The sequence below is a fragment of the Streptomyces akebiae genome, from assembly GCF_019599145.1.
GTDB lineage: Bacteria > Actinomycetota > Actinomycetes > Streptomycetales > Streptomycetaceae > Streptomyces > Streptomyces akebiae.
This window is the reverse complement of sequence record NZ_CP080647.1, coordinates 8070340-8085089: the sequence shown is the minus strand read 5'-3', so window position 1 is coordinate 8085089 and position 14750 is coordinate 8070340. Positions and strand designations below refer to the sequence as shown.

Below are 14750 nucleotides of genomic sequence, written 5' to 3'. Positions count from 1 at the left end.
ACGACGAACTGGAGACAGCATGACGGCGCCTCTCAAGCGCTCCCGTCGTCTGACCGCGATCCCGCTGGGGATGGCCATGGCGACCGCACTGGTCGTCGTACCGAACATCACGGCCTCGGCGGCCGAGTCGGCCGCATCGGCCGGGCAGGCCGACGCGACCGGGCTCAGCTACGTCGTCAACGTGCGCGCGGGGTACGGGCCCTCCGCGCACGTGAAGAAGGCGATCGCTCAGGCCGGCGGCACGATCGTGACGTCGTACGACCGGATCGGTGTCGTCGTCGTCCACTCCTCGAACCCCGGCTTCGCCGCGGAGATCCGTGCGGTGCGCGGGGTCCAGTCGGCCGGTTCCACCCGGACCGCGCCGCTGCCCGCGCAGTCGACCACCGACGTGGGCACCCCGAAGGTGCTGACCGCCGAGGAGATGGCGGACGTCGAGGCGGCGGACGGGCAGGATCCGTTGGAGCCGTTGCAGTGGGACCTGCCGGCCATCAAGGCCGACAAGGCCCACGAGGTGTCGCTCGGCAGCCGGGACGTCACTGTCGCCGTCATCGACACGGGTGTCGACGACACGCACCCGGACATCGCGCCGAACTTCGACCGCGACGCCTCCGTCAACTGTGTGACGGGCAAGCCCGACACCAGCGACGGAGCCTGGCGGCCGGGGCCCACGGAGAGCGCGCACGGCACCCACGTGGCCGGTGAGATCGCCGCCGCGAAGAACGGCGTCGGTGTCACGGGCGTGGCGCCCGGGGTGAAGGTGTCCGGCATCAAGGTGTCCACCACCGCCGGCTTCTTCTACACGGAGGCCGTCGTCTGCGGCTTCATGTGGGCCGCCGAGCACGGTGTGGACGTCACCAACAACAGCTATTACACCGATCCCTGGTACTTCAACTGCAAGAACGACCCGGACCAGAAGGCGCTGGTGGAGGCCCTCGGCCGGGCGACGAAGTACGCGGAGAAGAAGGGCGCGGTCAACGTCGCCGCGGCCGGCAACGAGAACTACGACCTCGCGGCCGACGAGATCACCGACCCGGTCTCGCCCAACGACTCGACCCCGTCGGACCGGGTGATCGACCCGTCCGAGTGCCTCGACATCCCGACCCAGCTGCCGGGTGTCGTCACGGTCGCCTCGACCGGCGCCAAGGGCATCAAGTCGTCCTTCTCCAACCACGGTCTGGGCGTCGTCGACATCGCCGCACCCGGCGGCGACTCGACCCGCTTCCAGACCCCGGCCCCGCCCGCCACCAGCGGTCTGATCCTGGGCCCGCTGCCCGGCGGCAGGTGGGGCTACATGGCCGGTACGTCGATGGCGTCCCCGCACGTCGCGGGCGTCGCCGCGCTGATCAAGTCGACCCACCCGCACGCGCCGGCGGCGCTGGTCAAGGCACTGCTGTACGCCCAGGCCGACGCCACTCCCTGCACCGACCCGTACGACATCGACGGGGACGGCAAGGCCGACGCGGTCTGCGAGGGGCCGAAGAACTACAACGGCTTCTACGGCTTCGGCACCGCCGACGCGCTGGACGCGGTGACCAGGTAGGGGTTCGCCTCGTAGGAGGTCGTCGGGCCGGGCGGTGTCACACCGCCCGGCCCTTCGGCTGCATAGTGCGGTCATGACAGACCTGACAGACATGGACGATGTGTGGGCGGCGCTCGGCGGCGATCCCGCCCTGCCGCGGCGGATCTCGACCGTCGTACGGAGTGGGGTGCTCGACGCCCGGCTGCCGGTACGGGAACTGGCGCGGACCTGCGTCGGGGTGTGCGCGCTCGCGGCTGCCGAGTTGGGTGCGCGCCGGGCCGGGCTCACCGAGGTCCCGCGGGTGCGGGTGGACGACGGGGCGGTCGGCACCGCCTTCGTGAGTGAACGTCATCTGCTGGTCGACGGCCGGGCACCGGTCGCCTTCGCGCCGTTGTCGCGGTTCTGGCGGACGGCGGACGGGTGGGTGCGGACGCACGCGAACTATCCGCATCACCGGCAGCGACTGCTGTCCGCACTGGGGGTGGCCGCCGGTGATCTGCCCGCCGACGGGACACCTGTCGGTGATCTGCCTGCCGGTGAGGTGTCCGCCGTCGCGTCGGTGCTCGCCGAACGGTCGTCCCTGGAGGTCGAGGAGGCCGTGTGCGCGGCCGGGGGCCTGGCGTTCGCCCTGCGGACACCGAAGGAGTGGTCCGCGCACGCGCAGGCGGCGGCCCTGCGGGAGCGTCCGCTCATCGAGTGGCGGCGGTGGGACGGTGCCGACGCGTCACGCGCGCGCGTGCTCGCACCCCGGACGGAGATGTCAGCGCCGCCTGCCGCCGGAGTGCGTGTCCTGGACCTGACCCGGGTCATCGCGGGCCCGGTCGCCACCCGCACGCTCGCCCTCCTGGGCGCGGACGTGCTGCGGATCGACCCGCCCGGGACACCCGAGATCCTCGACCAGCACGCCGACACGGGCTTCGGGAAGCGGTCGGCGACGCTCGATCTGGCCGCGGACCCCAAAGCCTTCGAGGCGCTGCTCGCCGAGGCGGACGTCGTCGTCACCGGGTACCGGCCCGGCGCGCTGGACCGGTTCGGTCTGTCGCCCGAGGCACTGGTCGAGCGCAGGCCCGGGCTGGTCGTGGCACAGCTCTCGGCGTGGGGCGCGTACGGGCCGTGGGCGGCGCGGCGGGGCTTCGACAGTCTGGTGCAGGTGGCCACGGGCATCGCGGCGGTCGAGGGTTCAGCGGAGCAGCCGGGCGCGCTGCCCGCGCAGGCACTGGACCACGGGACGGGGTATCTGCTGGCGGCGGCCGTGCTGCGGGCGCTCACCGAGCGGGCGGACGGGGGCGGCGGCCGCGCGGTCCGGCTGGCACTCGCGCGTACGGCGGCCTGGTTGACGGACGGTGTCGAGCCCGGCCCGGACGGGCGCGCGGGCTACGACGGGCCGGAGGCGTGGCTCGCCGAGCGGGACAGTGGGCTGGGGCGGCTGCGGTACGCGCGGTCGCCGGTCTCCTTCGAGGGCGGGCCGGAGGACTGGACCCGCCCGCCCGGACTCTGGGGAGCGGACGAGCCGCGCTGGCGTTGAGTCACCGGGAGCCCGGAACCGTACGTATGGGCGGAATATCGAACTGCCAGTTGTTTTCCGGCACTTGCCCGGTTCTGGTACGACTGGTGGACTTTTTCGGTGAGCCTGACGAGACGGACGACGGTGGCGACGGAAGCGGAAGCGGACGGACCGGAGCGGCGGTCCGCCCGGACCCGGGGTGGGGCCGGACGGGCCGTCGTCATGCTCGTCCTGGTGACCGCGGCGGCACTGATACCCCTGTTCGGGCCGCGGGTCGCGCTCGACGGCACGGGTGAGGCCGCGGCACCCGGGACCGGCGGGATCGCCTTGCTGCGGACGGTGCTGCTGGCGGCGTTGTGCGTGCCGGTGGGCGAGCTGTTCGTGGCCCGGCTGGTGCGACGGGTGCCCGATGCGCCCGGGCGGGCCCCGCGCAGTTGGGCGCCCTGGGCGGCGGGGGCCGGTCTCGTGGCCTCACTGGGGCTGGCCTCGGTCGTGGCCACCGGCAATCTGGTGCCGGACTCCCCCGCCGACATGGACGTGGGCGGCCTCTACGAGACCCGGGACGGCAAGCTCGCCCTTCTGGAGGTCAACGCCTTCGCGGCGGCGGGTCTGCTGGCGCTGTCCCGCAGGCCGGCCGCCCAGGCGCTGCCCCTGGCCGCCGTCGTCGTCGCGGAGGCGCTGCGCGCCCACCCGAGCACGGACCACCACGACCCGCTGGTCGGCACCGGTCTGACGGTGGTGCACCTGACGTGCGCGGCACTGTGGGCGGGCGGACTGCTGCACGTGCTGCGGACCCTGCGCACGCGCGCGTGGCGCTCGTCGGGGCCGGGCACCGCGTTGTTGGGGCTCTACGCGCGCGTGGCCGCCGTTCTGCTCGCCGCCGTCACCGCCAGCGGAGTGTGGAGCACGCTGCGCCGGATGCCACCGGGCACGGTCCTCGACCAACTGACGGAGACGGCGTACGGGCGAGCCCTGTTCGCCAAGGTCCTGCTCGTGGCCGCCGTCGCCGTGCTGGCCCTCTGGGCCCGGCTGCGGCTGCGCCGCGCGGCCGACGATCCCCTCGGCGCCTGTGCTCCCGCGCGCGCGGAGGTGGTGGTGCTGGGCGCGGTCGTCGCGGTGTCGGCGCTCATGACGGCTCTGCCGCTGCCGATCCGCTGGTGAGGGGCGACGGGGCGGGGGCGTCGAGGATCCCTCGGGTCAGCAGGTACTGGGCCGCCAGATAGGTGAGCATGATCCACAGGTCGGGGCGGGGCGGCTGCGGCCACTCGGCGACGCCGGTCGCGATGAGCATGTCCGACACCACGAAGAGCGCGCCGCCGAGCCCCGCGACGAGCCCGACCCGGGCGGCGGCCCACGCCATCGTGGTCAGCAGGGCGCTGTACCCGGCGACGGGAAGGCGCAGCTCCGCCGGCAGACCGGGCCACAGACTCGCGACGGCGACGACCAGGGCGAGGCCGTACGCGACACCGGACCACACGCCGGACGCCCCGCCGTACGCCGGCTGTCCGGACCTGCCGAGTCCGCCGGCTCCGTCGAGTCCGTCGGCTCCGTCGAGTCCGCCGCGTCGACCGAGTCCGCCGAACAGCACGAGATAACAGACGTGCCCCACCGCGAAGGAGCCCATCCCGGCGAGGAAGGCCGGTTCGGCGTCGGAGAGGAGCAGCACGTCGCCACCCCAGCCGAACAGCAGGGCGGCGAGCAGCGGTCGGGGCGCGCCGCGCGTGTACGCGTACGCCGCGAGCAGGGGCATCAGCAGGGGCTTGGCGGCGAGGTGCCCCGCGTCGAACCCGGCGGCCAGGGAGGCGAGGTCGACGCCGGCGGCGACCCCGAAGGCGACGAGGAGGACGGCCCCTCTGTCCCGCCTCACGCGACGGTCTTCGAGGACGCGGACGCGGGCGAGGACGTGGGCGAGGACGTGGCTGAGGCCGAGGTGGTGGCCGAGGTCGCGGCCGGCTGCGCGGGCTTCCAGCCGGGCCCCGCGAAGACGCGTCCCGCGCGCTCACCCCAACCGCTCGCCCCCTTCAGGTCCTTGGCGATGGCGACGTACTCGTGCGTGGCGACCCGCAGCGGGTTGTACGTCTCGATGTTCTTCGTCAGGCCGTACACCGGCCGCTCGGTCTCCTCGACGAACGACCCGAAGAGCCGGTCCCAGACGATGAGGATGCCGCCGAAGTTGCGGTCCAGATAGCCGCCCTGGGAGGCGTGGTGGACCCGGTGGTGCGAGGGCGTGTTGAAGACGAACTCGAAGGCGCGGGGCAGCTTCCCGATCCGCTCGGTGTGGATCCAGAACTGGTAGACGAGGTTGGCGGAGGAGCAGAAGGCGAGCGCGGCCGGGTGCACGCCGAGGGCGATGAGCGGGACGTAGAAGGGCCACACCGTCCAGGTCGTCCAGGGCTGCCGGAGGGCGGTGGTGAGGTTGAACTTCCGGCTGGAGTGGTGGACGACGTGGCAGGCCCAGAGGATCCGGATCACGTGGTGGCCGCGGTGCGACCAGTAGTAGAAGAAGTCCTGCGCGAGCAGCATCAGCGGGACCGTCCACCACAGGACCGGGACGCGCAGCGGGGTCAGCTCGTGGACGGCCGTGTAGATCGCGACGATCGGGATCTTCCAGAGGAAGTCGAAGGCGAGGCTCCCGAGCCCCATCCCGACGCTCGTCGCGGCGTCCTTCGCCTCGTACCCCGCGGCGTCCTCGTCCGGATGGATCCGGACACTGATCACCTCGATCACGGTGAGCAGCACGAAGGCGGGTATGGACCACAGCACGACATCGGGCAGGTTCGGCATGGGGGCACGGTAGAACCGCTGGTCGACGGGGGCTAGACGTTGTTACTGACAAGTATTTCCGGCGGTACGCGCTTGCTTCTTGGTGTTCTCCACCAAACCGGCGGGCGGGAGGAGAGCTGTCGCTCTGTCACCTGTCCCGGGTCGGCGCCGGGTAACGAGCTGTCAGTCCCGGCCCGTATCCTCAGGGACCATGCTCGAAGACCACACGACCGCAGCGTCGCAAGCGCCTTGGCCGGCCGCGTACCCACAGGGGTACGCGGTCGTGGACGTGGAGACGACCGGGCTGGCCCGGGACGACCGGATAATCTCCGCGGCTGTGTACCGACTGGACGCGCGGGGCGAGGTCGAGGACCACTGGTACACGTTGGTGAACCCGGAGCGGGATCCGGGGCCGGTGTGGATCCACGGGCTGACGAGTGAGGTGCTCGAAGGAGCGCCGCTGTTCAAGGAGATCGCGGACGAGTTCTCCTCGCGGCTGGCCGACCGCGTGCTCGTCGCGCACAACGCGGTGTTCGACTGGTCGATGATCGCCCGGGAGTACGCGCGCGCGGAGACCGAGGCGCCGGTGCGGCAACGGCTGTGCACGATCGCGCTGTCGAAGGAGCTGGGGCTGCCGCTGCCCAACCACAAACTGGAGTCCCTCGCCGCGCACTTCGGGGTGGTGCAGCAGCGGGCGCACCACGCGCTGGACGACGCCCGGGTGCTCGCGGAGGCGTTCCGGCCGAGTCTGCGGGTCGCCGCCGCGAGCGGCGTACGGCTGCCGTTGCACGAGTGCCGGCCGCTGACCGAGTGGCGGGACAGCCCCGCCACGCCCCGCATCGGGCAGCAGGCGGGCCACGGCGGCGGTCACGGTGCCGGTTACGGCGGTTACCGGCCCACCAGTTGGCGCCCTTCGCGGAAGCGGCCCGCGTGCCCCTATCCCAACCCCGGGCGCTTCGAGGACGGCAAACCGCTCAAGCAGGGCATGCGGGTCGCCTTCTCCGGGGACACGTCGATCGAACGCGATCTGCTGGAGGACCGTGCCGTCGAGGCGGGGCTGCATGTGGCGACGAGCCTGTCCCGGGTGACCAGTCTGCTCGTCACCAACGACCCCGACTCGAACACGTCGAAGGTCGTCAAGGCCCGGCAGTACGGAACGCCGGTGGTGGACGAGGCCGCGTTCGGGCAGTTGCTCCGCGATGTCGCGCCCGCCGACGAGTGACCCGTACGGACGGGTGATTGCCGGGCGACTCGCCCGGCGTCCGCTCGCCCGCGCGGCGGCGACGGCCCACCCTGTGGCGCATGGCGAGATGCGAAGTTTGCGGCAATGACTACGGAATGACCTTCGAGGTCCACGCCCAGGGCGCGGTGCACGTCTTCGACTGCTTCTCCTGCGCGATCCACCGCATGGCCCCCATCTGCGAGCACTGCCGGGTGCAGATCATCGGCCAGGGCGTCGACGTCGACGGCCACTGGTACTGCGGCGCCCACTGCGCGCGGGCCGAGGGGAAGGCGGGCATCGTCGACAAAGTCTGAACACCTGCGAGTGCGCACCCGCCCGAACACACCCCACGACCGAGTTGTACGGTCGTGGGGTGTACCGCTTCCTGTTGTCCCGGCAGTGGGTGATCCTCACGCTGCTCGCCCTCGTCCTGATCCCGACCATGGTCAGGCTGGGTATCTGGCAGATGCATCGCTACGAGGAGCGCAGCGCGCGGAACCAGCTCGTCGCCGAAGCGCTGGCCGCGAAGCCGGTGCCCGTGGAGCGGCTGACCTCCCCCGGGCACACCGTCTCCAGCGCCGAGCGCTACCGCACGGTGACCGCCGAGGGCCGGTTCGACACCGATGACGAGGTCGTCGTCCGTCGTCGGGTCAACGCCGACGACGAGGTCGGCTTCCATGTGCTGACCCCGTTCGTGCTCGGCGACGGCAAGGTGCTGCTCGTCAACCGGGGCTGGATCCCCGCGAACGGTCCGAGCCAGACCGCGTTCCCCAGGATTCCCGCGCCGCCGGCCGGCGAGGTCACCGTCACGGGGCGGCTGATGCCCGACGAGACGACCGAGGCGAGCGGCATCAAGGATCTCCAGGGCCTGCCGGACCGGCAGATCATGCTGATCGACAGCGAGCGGGAGGCGGAGCGCCTCGGCGTCCAGGTCCTCGGCGGCTATCTCGCGCAGACCGCGCCCGAGCCCAAGGGGGACACCCCGGAACAGCTCGGCAGCCCCGGCGACGAGAACGCCGCGCTGAACTACGCGTACGCCCTGCAGTGGTGGCTCTTCGCCCTCGGCGTGCCCATCGGCTACGTGATCCTCGCCCGCCGGGAGCGCCGCGACCGCGCGGAGGCGGCGGCCGCGAAGGCCGAGGAGGAGAAGGAGACGGCACCGACTCCGGTGTAGGCGTCGGCCGGGCTCAGCTGCGGCCGCGACTCTCCGCCGCGCGCTCCCGCCAGTACGCGAACGTGCGTCGCGGCTCGGGGAGCAGGTCCCACGGGTGGGGGGTCATATGGCGGCCCAGGCGTTCGAAGACGGGGGCGGCCTCGGCCGGGCGGTGGGCGCGGGTGAGGGCGAAGGCGAGGATGTTGAGGTCGGTGACGGCTTCGGCATGGGGTGCGGTGCCGACGTCGAACCAGCCCTTGAGGGCAAGGTCGATCTCGTGCACGGACCGGGGCTCGTTCCAGTTGCCGCCGCCCGAGCCGAGGACGTCGACGGGTGTCGATCCCTGACGGTGGGCCATGAGTTCGACGCGGGCCGCCACCGGGAGCAGCGCCAGCGGTGATCCGTGGGGTGCGCGGGCGGCGGCCTGCCAGGCGAAGTCCATCATGTCGGGGACCGTCCCGTGTCCGCGCGGGGACAGATAGCGCAGCAGCCGGTGGTACGACGTCCGGAGCCAGGGGGCCCGGTCGACGGCTTCCGTCCATACGGGCACGGCGTCCTTGACCGGTACGGCGCAGGTGTACATCAGGGACAGCAGTGCCAGCCAGGGGGTGGGGTCCTCGGGGCAGGCCTCGGCGGCGCGGAGGCAGGAGTGCTCGGCGCGGCGGACGGCGGCCCGGTCGGTGGCCGGGGTGCGGTGCGACTCGACGAAGGCGCGCAGGGTGAGGGCGTCGCCGTCCTCCGGGCGGTCTGCCGTCCAGCGCTGGGGTACGGCGGCGGGGAGTCGCTGGGCCAGTACGGCGACGCGATGGGCCCGGCGGTCCCAGTCGCGGCCGGTGGCTCGCAGGAGGTCGGCCACGGGTTCCCACGGGGGGCGGGTGCGGCCCGCGCCGAGGCCGTGGAGCTGTGCGGTGGGACGCAGTTCGGCAAGGGTCGTGTGGAGAGGGCTGTCGTCGAGTTCGGGGCGGATCAGGAGGGAGGGGCGGCGTCTCAGCATCACTGGATCCGGGGTCGGGGGCGGGTGGGGAGCCGCCCCGGCGGCAGGGTCGCTCGCTGCCGGGGCGGCTCGGTGGGGCGGGGCGCTCAGCAGCAGCGGCCCTCCGGATGCTGCTCCCGGTAGGACGTGCGCTGTGCGTCGTACTCCCGTCGGGTGGGAACCGGCGCCGCCGGGTGGTGACGGCGGTGTCGTTCGCAGTAGCGGTCGTACTCGGCCTCGCCGGTGAGTTCCCGGAGGTACCAGCGGACCCCTCGCACCCAGTTCCGGGCGGTCACCGGCGGGCCCCCACCAACTGCTTCTCGGAGTCGTCGGCGTCGATGCGGGACTCGACGTACGGGGCCTCGGTCGACGGCAGGGGCACCGGGGACCGTACGGCGCGCACGCAGACCACGGCGCAGTTGACCAGGACCGTGAGGACCAGGAGCAGGAAGATCGCCATGATCACGCCGTCGACCGTGTTGTTGGTGACGATCGTGTGCATGTCGTCCATGGTCGTGGCGCCGGGCAGGAGTTCGCCCTTGTCGATGGCCGCCGCGTACTTGTCCCGCAGGGCGAAGAAACCGATCGCGGGGTTGTCCGAGAAGATCTTCTGCCAGCCGGCGGTGAAGGTGACGGCCACGTCCCAGGCCAGCGGGATGCCGGTGACCCAGGCCCAGCGCAGCTTGCCGGACTTGATGAGCACGGTGGTGGTGACGGCGAGGGCGACCGCGGCGAGCAGCTGGTTGGCGATGCCGAAGAGCGGGAAGAGCTGCTTGATTCCGCCGAGGGGGTCGGTGACGCCGGCGTAGAGGAAGTAGCCCCAGGCGCCGACGACCAGGGCGCTGGTGATCCAGATGCCCGGCTTCCAGGTGACGCGGCCGATCGGCTTCCAGACGTTGCCGAGCATGTCCTGGAGCATGAAGCGGCCGACGCGGGTGCCGGCGTCCACGGTGGTGAGGATGAACAGGGCCTCGAACATGATCGCGAAGTGGTACCAGAAGGCCTTCATCCCGGCGCCGCCGAAGACCCCGGCGAAGATCTCCGACATGCCCACGGCCAGGGTGGGCGCGCCGCCGGAGCGGCCGACGAGGGTCTCCTCCTCGACGGCCTTGGCCGCCGCGGTGAGCTGTTCCGGGGTGATGGTGAAGCCGAGGTTCTTGACCGCCTCGGCGGCGGTGTCGACCGTCGGGCCGAGCAGCGCGGCCGGGGAGTTCATGGCGTAGAAGAGGCCGGGCTCCAGCACACACGCGGCGATCAGGGCCATCACGGCGACGAAGGACTCCGTGAGCATGGAGCCGTAGCCGATCATCCGGACCTGGGACTCCTTCTGGATCAGCTTCGGCGTGGTGCCGGAGGAGACCAGGGCGTGGAAGCCGGACAGGGCGCCGCAGGCGATGGTGATGAAGAGGAAGGGGAAGAGGGAGCCGGCGAAGACCGGCCCGGCACCCGTGTGCGCGAATTCGGTGACCGACTCGGCGCGCAGGTTCGGGGCGGCGACCACGACACCCACGGCCATCAGGACGATGGTGCCGACCTTCATGAAGGTGGAGAGGTAGTCGCGCGGGGCCAGCAGCATCCACACGGGGAGCACGGAGGCGACGAAGCCGTAGCCGACCAGGCAGAAGACCAGGGTCTCGGGGCTCCAGACGAAGTACTCGGCGAGCGAGGAGTCCTGGATCCAGCCGCCGCCGAGGATGGCGAGCAGCAACAGGGCCACCCCGATGAAGCTGGTCTCGACGACCCGGCCGGGGCGGAGGTAGCGCAGGTAGAAGCCCATGAAGAGGGCGATCGGGATGGTCATGGTGACCGAGAAGGTGCCCCAGGCGGACTCGGCGAGGGCGTTGACGACGACCATCGCGAGGACCGCGAGCAGAATGATCATGATGGCGAAGACACCGATCAGCGCGGCGGCGCCGCCGACCTTGCCGATCTCGTCCCGGGCCATCTGGCCGAGGCTCTTGCCGTCCCGGCGCATCGAGAGGAACAGGACGATCATGTCCTGGACCGCGCCGGCGAAGATCACACCCGCGATGATCCAGATGGTGCCCGGCAGATAGCCCATCTGGGCCGCCAGCACCGGTCCGACCAGCGGGCCGGCGCCGGCGATGGCCGCGAAGTGGTGGCCGAACAGCACCCGCTTGTCGGTCGGGTGGTAGTCGACGCCGTCCTCCAGCCGTTCGGCCGGGGTGGCCCGGGTGTCGTCGACCTGGAGGACCCGGCGGGCGATGAACCGGGAGTAGAAGCGGTAGCCGATCGCATACGAGCCGAGGGCCGCCATGAGCAGCCAGACGGCGGAGATCTCCTCGCCCCGGGAGAGGGCGAGCACGGCCCAGCCGATCGCTCCGACGAGGGCGACGGCTATCCAGAGCGCGATCGATCTCGGCGACATACGGGATCTCTCCGGCGCTTCTGGACCGGATTCGGGCATGGCTGACGTAGGCATGGCGGCTCCTGTGACTTCAACGGATGTGCGGCGGGAAAGACCGGCGGAAAGGAAGGAGGGACAAAGGGAGGGACAGAGGGAGGGGAGGGAGGCGGTGAGAGGGCTGGAGGGCTGCGGCTCAGCGATGTCGGTCCGGGCGCGGCCCGTCCGGGCGGCCGCGGTCCGGGCGCTGTCGGCCCGTCAGCGCGTACGCGGCGAGCAGGCAGAGGCCGCATCCCGGGACCCAGGCGAGCTGGTACCAGTAGAAGAACGGCGTTCCCGCGAGCCGTGGCTCGGCACCGGCGTACCAGGGGACCCAGAGCAGTCCCGCGGCGGGGGCGAGGAGCAGGACGGCGGTCGCGACGCGCCGTAGTCGCTGGTGAGCGTGGTGTGCCATGGGCTGTGCTCCTCTCCCGATCGCTGTGGGTCTGTGCAAGAGTTGCCCACCCGCCGGATCCGGTTGACAGCGAATTTCAGAAGATTCCCCGAAGATTTCCCGCCGATCCGTGTCATCCGAACCGGCCGTCCACGCAACCAACACGCGAGGGCCGAGGTACAGCCGGTGGCCCAGGCACACCAAGGACGGTGACCCATGGCGGACGCTGCCATGACCGCGACGTTCCTCGCCGTGATCGGCGGAGCGTCGCTGCTCGCCGTCACCGCGCGCCGGCTGCGCCCCAGCGACCGGCTGCCCTCGCTGGAGGGCTGGGCGCTGGCCGACCGCGGCCTCGGCCCGGTGTGGACCTGGCTGCTGCTCGGCGGCACGATCTTCACCGCGTACACCTTCACCGCCGTACCGGGATTGGCGTACGGCAACGGGGCACCGGCGTTCTTCGCGGTGCCGTACACGGTGATCGTCTGCCCGCTGGCCTTCGTCCTGCTGACCCGGCTGTGGGAGGTGGCCCGGCGGCACGGGTACGTGACGGCCGGGGACTTCGTGCGCGGCCGGTACGGTTCGGCGCCGCTCGCCCTGGTGGTGGCGCTGACCGGGATCCTCGCGACGATGCCGTACCTGGCGCTGCAGCTGCTCGGCATAAGGGCGGTGCTGACGGCCGGGGGTGTGTATCCGAGGGGCGCGGCCGGTGATCTGGTGATGGTCGCGCTGTTCGCGGGGCTCGCGGTGGCGACGTACCGGCACGGGCTGCGGGCACCGGCCGTGATCTCGGCGCTGAAGGCGGTGGCCGTCTTCGTGTCGCTGACCGCCGTGTGCTGGCTGGTCCTCGAACGGTTCGGCGGCCCGGGCGCGGTCTTCGAGGGAGCGGCCCGCCGGCTCGGCGGCACGAGCGTCGAGGAGTCCGCGCTCCTCCTGGCCCCCGAACAGCAGCCCGCCTACGCCACCCTCGCGCTCGGCTCGGCGCTGGCCCTGCTGATGTACCCGCACGTGCTGACCGCCGGGTTCGCCGCCGACGGGGCACGCACGGTCCGCAAGGTCGCCGTGGCGCTGCCCGCCTGGACGGGACTCCTGGCCCTCTTCGGCTTCCTCGGGGTCGCGGCGCTCGCGTCGGGGGTCCGGGCCCCCGAGGGCGGTGCCGAGGCGGCCGTGCCGATGCTGGTGGACCGGCTGATGCCGGGCCCGCTGGCCGGGCTGGTGTTCGGCGCGATCACCGTGGGCGCGCTGGTCCCGGCGGCGGTGATGTCGATCGCGGCCGCCACCGGCTTCGTCCGCAACGTGTACGTCGAGTACTTCCAGCCCACCGCCACGCCCAAGCGTCAGGTGCGCATCGCCAAGGTGGTGTCGCTGACCGCGAAGGTGGGCGCGGTGGCGTTCGTGTTCGGGCTGCGCGACCAGGACGCCATCAACCTCCAACTGCTCGGCGGCGTGTGGATCCTGCAGATCTTCCCGGCGGTGGCGGTCGGCCTGTTCACCGGGCGGCTGCATCCGCGGGCGCTGCTGGCGGGGTGGGGCGTCGGCATGGTGACCGGCACCTTCCTGGTGGTGCGCGAGGGGTTCTCGTCCATCGTGCTGCTGGGCGGCGGCCCGCTGGAGATCTACGCCGGGCTGCTCGCCCTGCTGCTCAATCTGACCGTCGCCGTCGTCGGCACCACGGTCCTCGAACGGCTCGGTGTCCCGCGCGGCACCGACGTGACCGACCTACCGTCCCGCCTGACCGTCAGGCGGCGCCCCGAGACGGGAGCGAGCAACCCGTGAGACGCAGACCGCACATGCGTATGCCGGTGTCCCCGGCGGTCCCCGCGCCCATGACCGCCGCCGGGCCGCTCGGGCAGGTGCCCGCTCCGGCCGCCGAGCCCCAGGTCCCCCATGCCGAGCCCCTGGTCCCCCGTCCGGGGCTGGGCCCGGACTCCCCGTCGGTACCGGGCGCCGCGCTGCCGCCGGGTGCCCTCGGGGACCCCGTCGACGTGGAGCGCGAGGCGGGTGTCGCCCGGCTGTTCGAGCTGCACTACTCCTCGATGCTGCGGCTCGCGGTGCTGCTGGGCGCGGACGACCCCGAGAACGTGGTGGCCGAGGCGTACTACCAGATCTACCGCAAGTGGCGGCGCCTGAGGGACGCCGAGGCGGCGGAGGCCTACCTCCGTTCCACGGTCTGCAACCTGACGCGGATGCGGATACGGCACCTCCAGGTCGCCCGTCGGCATGTGGAGACCCCGGCGGCGGAGGAACCGGTGGCCTCCGCCGAGAGCACCGCCCTCCTCCACGACGATCAGCGGGTGCTGATCGAGGCGCTCCAGCAGCTGCCCGCCCGACAGCGGGAGGCGCTGGTGCTGCGCCACTGGCTCGGGCTGAAGGAGAGCGAGATCGCGGCCGCGATGGGCATCTCCTGCGGCTCGGTCAAGACCCACACCGCACGCGGCCTCGCCGCCCTCACCCAGGCGATGGAGGCCCGGCGATGAACGACACCACCGGCAACGACACCGGTCAGGACCGCACCGAGCGGGAGCTGGCCGCGGCGCTCGCCGCGCTGGCGGGCGGGGTGCACGCCGCGCCCGACGCCTACCGCACGGCCCGGGGGGACTGGCTCCGGCGTGAACGCCGACGCAGGCTGGTCCTGGCCGTCCTGGTCCTCGTCGTCTTCGCCCTGGCCACGCTGCTCGGCCTGTGGGTCCTCAACCAGGCCCCTTCCGGCTCCGGGGTGATCTTCTCGGGGGTGGGAGGGACCACGGCGGGGACGGGGCCGGGCTGACGGACGGTCGCGCGGTTTCCCGGGCGCGGGACTGATCACCCCCTGCTCCGGGCA

General features: G+C 72.2%; 15 protein-coding genes. 9 read left to right on the top strand and 6 right to left on the bottom strand.

All coding sequences use genetic code 11. The annotated features are described in order from the left end of the window. Positions 1-19: 19 nt before the first annotated feature. From K1J60_RS35015 to K1J60_RS35005, 3 genes are all read left to right on the top strand, one after another. Positions 20-1540, top strand: a complete 1521-nt coding sequence (locus tag K1J60_RS35015) for a S8 family peptidase (RefSeq protein WP_220649709.1) — start codon at positions 20-22, stop codon at positions 1538-1540. A gap of 73 nt (positions 1541-1613) precedes the next feature. Then, positions 1614-3044, top strand: coding sequence for a CoA transferase (locus tag K1J60_RS35010; protein ID WP_220649708.1), 1431 nt, complete (start codon positions 1614-1616; stop codon positions 3042-3044). Positions 3045-3143: 99 nt separating this feature from the next. Then, positions 3144-4184 (top strand): CopD family protein, encoded by a 1041-nt coding sequence (locus K1J60_RS35005; protein WP_220649707.1) that lies wholly within the window; start codon positions 3144-3146, stop codon positions 4182-4184. On the opposite strand, the gene K1J60_RS35000 is transcribed toward K1J60_RS35005, so the two are convergent. Continuing rightward, positions 4150-4890 (bottom strand): lysoplasmalogenase, encoded by a 741-nt coding sequence (locus K1J60_RS35000; protein WP_220649706.1) that lies wholly within the window; start codon positions 4888-4890, stop codon positions 4150-4152. The genes K1J60_RS35005 and K1J60_RS35000 overlap by 35 nt on opposite strands. Continuing rightward, a complete protein-coding gene (locus tag K1J60_RS34995) occupies positions 4887-5807 on the bottom strand; it encodes a sterol desaturase family protein (RefSeq protein WP_220649705.1) in 921 nt (306 codons plus the stop codon). The genes K1J60_RS35000 and K1J60_RS34995 overlap by 4 nt, the downstream gene beginning before the upstream one ends. Before the next feature lie 190 nt (positions 5808-5997). Here K1J60_RS34995 and K1J60_RS34990 point away from each other — a divergent pair, with 190 nt between their 5' ends. The 3 genes from K1J60_RS34990 to K1J60_RS34980 all read left to right on the top strand — a co-directional run bounded on the left by K1J60_RS34990 (position 5998) and on the right by K1J60_RS34980 (position 8182). Further along, positions 5998-7008 carry a DEDDh family exonuclease gene (locus K1J60_RS34990; protein ID WP_220649704.1) on the top strand — a complete coding sequence of 337 codons (1011 nt, stop codon included), beginning with the start codon at positions 5998-6000 and terminating at the stop codon, positions 7006-7008. A gap of 80 nt (positions 7009-7088) precedes the next feature. Next, positions 7089-7322: a hypothetical protein gene (locus tag K1J60_RS34985; protein WP_078853751.1), complete on the top strand. Its 234-nt coding sequence runs from the start codon at positions 7089-7091 to the stop codon at positions 7320-7322. Between the two features lie 59 nt (positions 7323-7381). After that, positions 7382-8182 (top strand): SURF1 family cytochrome oxidase biogenesis protein, encoded by an 801-nt coding sequence (locus K1J60_RS34980; protein ID WP_220649703.1) that lies wholly within the window; start codon positions 7382-7384, stop codon positions 8180-8182. A 13-nt stretch (positions 8183-8195) separates the two neighbouring features. Here K1J60_RS34980 and K1J60_RS34975 read toward each other — a convergent pair whose 3' ends face one another. The 4 genes from K1J60_RS34975 to K1J60_RS34960 form a co-directional block, all read right to left on the bottom strand. Next, positions 8196-9155 (bottom strand): hypothetical protein, encoded by a 960-nt coding sequence (locus K1J60_RS34975; protein ID WP_259408061.1) that lies wholly within the window; start codon positions 9153-9155, stop codon positions 8196-8198. A gap of 86 nt (positions 9156-9241) precedes the next feature. Further along, positions 9242-9430 (bottom strand): YbdD/YjiX family protein, encoded by a 189-nt coding sequence (locus K1J60_RS34970; protein WP_220649701.1) that lies wholly within the window; start codon positions 9428-9430, stop codon positions 9242-9244. Then, on the bottom strand, positions 9427-11577 hold the full coding sequence (locus K1J60_RS34965) for a carbon starvation CstA family protein (RefSeq protein ID WP_220649700.1): 2151 nt from the start codon (positions 11575-11577) through the stop codon (positions 9427-9429). Before K1J60_RS34965 ends, K1J60_RS34970 begins: the two co-directional genes overlap by 4 nt. Positions 11578-11695: 118 nt before the next feature. Further along, on the bottom strand, positions 11696-11953 hold the full coding sequence (locus K1J60_RS34960) for a DUF3311 domain-containing protein (RefSeq protein WP_220649699.1): 258 nt from the start codon (positions 11951-11953) through the stop codon (positions 11696-11698). Positions 11954-12148: 195 nt separating this feature from the next. On the opposite strand from K1J60_RS34960, the gene K1J60_RS34955 reads away from it, so the two are divergent. From K1J60_RS34955 to K1J60_RS34945, 3 genes are read left to right on the top strand one after another with little or no spacing between them, the layout of a single operon-like run. Continuing rightward, positions 12149-13705: a sodium:solute symporter family protein gene (locus tag K1J60_RS34955; RefSeq protein WP_220649698.1), complete on the top strand. Its 1557-nt coding sequence runs from the start codon at positions 12149-12151 to the stop codon at positions 13703-13705. Next, a complete protein-coding gene (locus tag K1J60_RS34950) occupies positions 13702-14406 on the top strand; it encodes a SigE family RNA polymerase sigma factor (RefSeq protein WP_259408060.1) in 705 nt (234 codons plus the stop codon). Before K1J60_RS34955 ends, K1J60_RS34950 begins: the two co-directional genes overlap by 4 nt. Beyond that, positions 14403-14696 carry a hypothetical protein gene (locus K1J60_RS34945; protein WP_033529192.1) on the top strand — a complete coding sequence of 98 codons (294 nt, stop codon included), beginning with the start codon at positions 14403-14405 and terminating at the stop codon, positions 14694-14696. Before K1J60_RS34950 ends, K1J60_RS34945 begins: the two co-directional genes overlap by 4 nt. The last annotated feature ends 54 nt before the right edge of the window (positions 14697-14750 follow it).

Coding starts and splice junctions, on each gene's coding strand:
- K1J60_RS35015 (WP_220649709.1), top strand. CDS start 20: ATGACGGCGCCTCTCAAGCGCTCCCGTCGTCTGACCGCGATCCCGCTG.
- K1J60_RS35010 (WP_220649708.1), top strand. CDS start 1,614: ATGACAGACCTGACAGACATGGACGATGTGTGGGCGGCGCTCGGCGGC.
- K1J60_RS34995 (WP_220649705.1), bottom strand. CDS start 5,807: ATGCCGAACCTGCCCGATGTCGTGCTGTGGTCCATACCCGCCTTCGTG.
- K1J60_RS34990 (WP_220649704.1), top strand. CDS start 5,998: ATGCTCGAAGACCACACGACCGCAGCGTCGCAAGCGCCTTGGCCGGCC.
- K1J60_RS34985 (WP_078853751.1), top strand. CDS start 7,089: ATGGCGAGATGCGAAGTTTGCGGCAATGACTACGGAATGACCTTCGAG.
- K1J60_RS34975 (WP_259408061.1), bottom strand. CDS start 9,155: ATGCTGAGACGCCGCCCCTCCCTCCTGATCCGCCCCGAACTCGACGAC.
- K1J60_RS34965 (WP_220649700.1), bottom strand. CDS start 11,577: ATGCCTACGTCAGCCATGCCCGAATCCGGTCCAGAAGCGCCGGAGAGA.
- K1J60_RS34960 (WP_220649699.1), bottom strand. CDS start 11,953: ATGGCACACCACGCTCACCAGCGACTACGGCGCGTCGCGACCGCCGTC.
- K1J60_RS34955 (WP_220649698.1), top strand. CDS start 12,149: ATGGCGGACGCTGCCATGACCGCGACGTTCCTCGCCGTGATCGGCGGA.
- K1J60_RS34945 (WP_033529192.1), top strand. CDS start 14,403: ATGAACGACACCACCGGCAACGACACCGGTCAGGACCGCACCGAGCGG.